Raw genomic sequence first — 1,741 nt, forward strand, 5'->3', positions numbered from 1 at the left:
CGCCCACCGCCCGCGCGCCGCCCCGCCGGGCACCCGCGCGCCGCGCGGCGCCCATGGGGGAGGATGGGCCGCCCAGGGCGCCGGCGACCGGCGGCCCGACGGACCACGACGGGAAGGGTGGCGATGGACCGCCAGCAGGAGTTCGTGCTGCGCACGCTGGAGGAGCGGGACATCCGCTTCGTCCGGTTGTGGTTCACCGACGTCATCGGGACGCTGAAGTCGGTGGCCATCGCGCCGGCCGAGCTCGAGGGCGCCTTCGGGGAGGGCATCGGCTTCGACGGCTCCGCCATCGAGGGCCTCTCGCGCGTGTCGGAGTCCGACATGCTCCTCAAGCCCGAGCCGTCCACCTTCCAGGTGCTGCCCTGGCGCACCACCGACGACCACCAGGGCACCGCGCGCATCTTCTGCGACATCCTCACGCCCGACGGGCAGCCGGCGCGCTCGGACCCGCGCAACGTGCTCAAGCGCGCCCTGGACCGCGCCGCCCAGCACGGCTACACCTTCTACACGCACCCCGAGATCGAGTTCTACCTCTTCAAGGGGCCCCTGGAGCGCGGCGCGGTGCCCGAGCCGGTGGACTACGTCGGCTACTTCGACAACCACCCCGGCGGCACCACCACCGACTTCCGCCGCGAGGCCATCTCCGTGCTGGAGAGCATGGGCATCTCCGTGGAGTTCAGCCACCACGAGGGCGGTCCCGGCCAGAACGAGATCGACCTGCGCTACGCCGACGCCCTGACCACCGCGGACAACGTCATGACGTTCCGCACGGTCCTCAAGGAGGTCGCCGGCGAGATGGGGCTGTACGCCAGCTTCATGCCCAAGCCCCTGCAGGGGCAGCCCGGCTCCGGCATGCACACCCACCTCTCCCTCTTCGACGGCGACGCCAACGCCTTCTACGAGGCCGGCGCGGAGTACCAGCTCTCCCGCACCGGCCGGCAGTTCATCGCCGGCATCCTGCGCCACGCCGCCGAGATCACCGCCGTGACCAACCAGTTCGTCAACTCCTACAAGCGCCTGTGGGGCGGCGGTGAGGCCCCCAGCTACGTCAGCTGGGGCCACAACAACCGCTCCGCCCTGGTGCGCGTGCCCATGTACAAGCCCAGCAAGGCGCAGTCCGTGCGCGTGGAGTACCGGGCGCTGGACTCCTCCTGCAACCCCTACCTCGCCTTCGCGCTGCTGCTCAGCGCCGGCCTGAAGGGCGTGGAGGAGGGCTACGACCTGCCCGACGGCGCCGAGGACGACGTGTGGTCGCTCACCGACGCCGAGCGGCGCTCCATGGGCATCGAGCCGCTGCCGCAGAGCCTGGAGCACGCCATCGCCGTCATGGAGCGCTCCGAGCTGGTCGCCGAGGCGCTCGGCGAGGGCGTCTTCGACTTCTTCCTGCGCAACAAGCGCGCCGAGTGGGCCGAGTACCGCGCGCAGGTCACCCCGTTCGAGCTGCAGCGCTACCTGCCCCTGCTGTGAGCACCGCGCCCGGGCGCCGCACCAGCGCCACCGCGCAGCTGGCCCGGGCGGGGTTCACCGACCCCGCCCGCGGCCTGCGGCTGCTGCGCGACGCCGCCCTGGACGGCGTGGTGCGCGTGGGCGCCGACGGCGAGCCGCTGGACGACGAGGCCACCACCTCCCTGGTGCGCGCCCTGGGCCGCACCGCCGACCCCGACCAGGCGCTGCTGGGCCTGGTGCGCTGGGCCGAGGCGCTGGCCGCCGGCGCCGACGGCTCGCCCGCCGGGCGCGGGCG

At 73.3% G+C, this 1,741-nt stretch carries 2 protein-coding genes; both read left to right on the forward strand.

Features of this window, described 5'->3' with window-relative positions:
• The first annotated feature begins 123 nt into the window (after positions 1-123).
• Positions 124-1,467, forward strand: a complete 1,344-nt coding sequence (locus tag GTR00_RS20225) for a glutamine synthetase family protein (protein ID WP_166613331.1) — start codon at positions 124-126, stop codon at positions 1,465-1,467.
• Positions 1,464-1,741 (forward strand): hypothetical protein (locus GTR00_RS20230; RefSeq protein ID WP_166613330.1); only part of this gene is annotated, 278 nt, incomplete at its 3' end. The genes GTR00_RS20225 and GTR00_RS20230, both read left to right, overlap by 4 nt.

It is taken from the genome of Kineococcus indalonis (assembly GCF_009906395.1).
GTDB lineage: Bacteria > Actinomycetota > Actinomycetes > Actinomycetales > Kineococcaceae > Kineococcus > Kineococcus indalonis.

What these genes read in the sequence shown, in the direction of transcription:
- GTR00_RS20225 (WP_166613331.1), top strand. Translation starts at nt 124, where the DNA reads ATGGACCGCCAGCAGGAGTTCGTGCTGCGCACGCTGGAGGAGCGGGAC.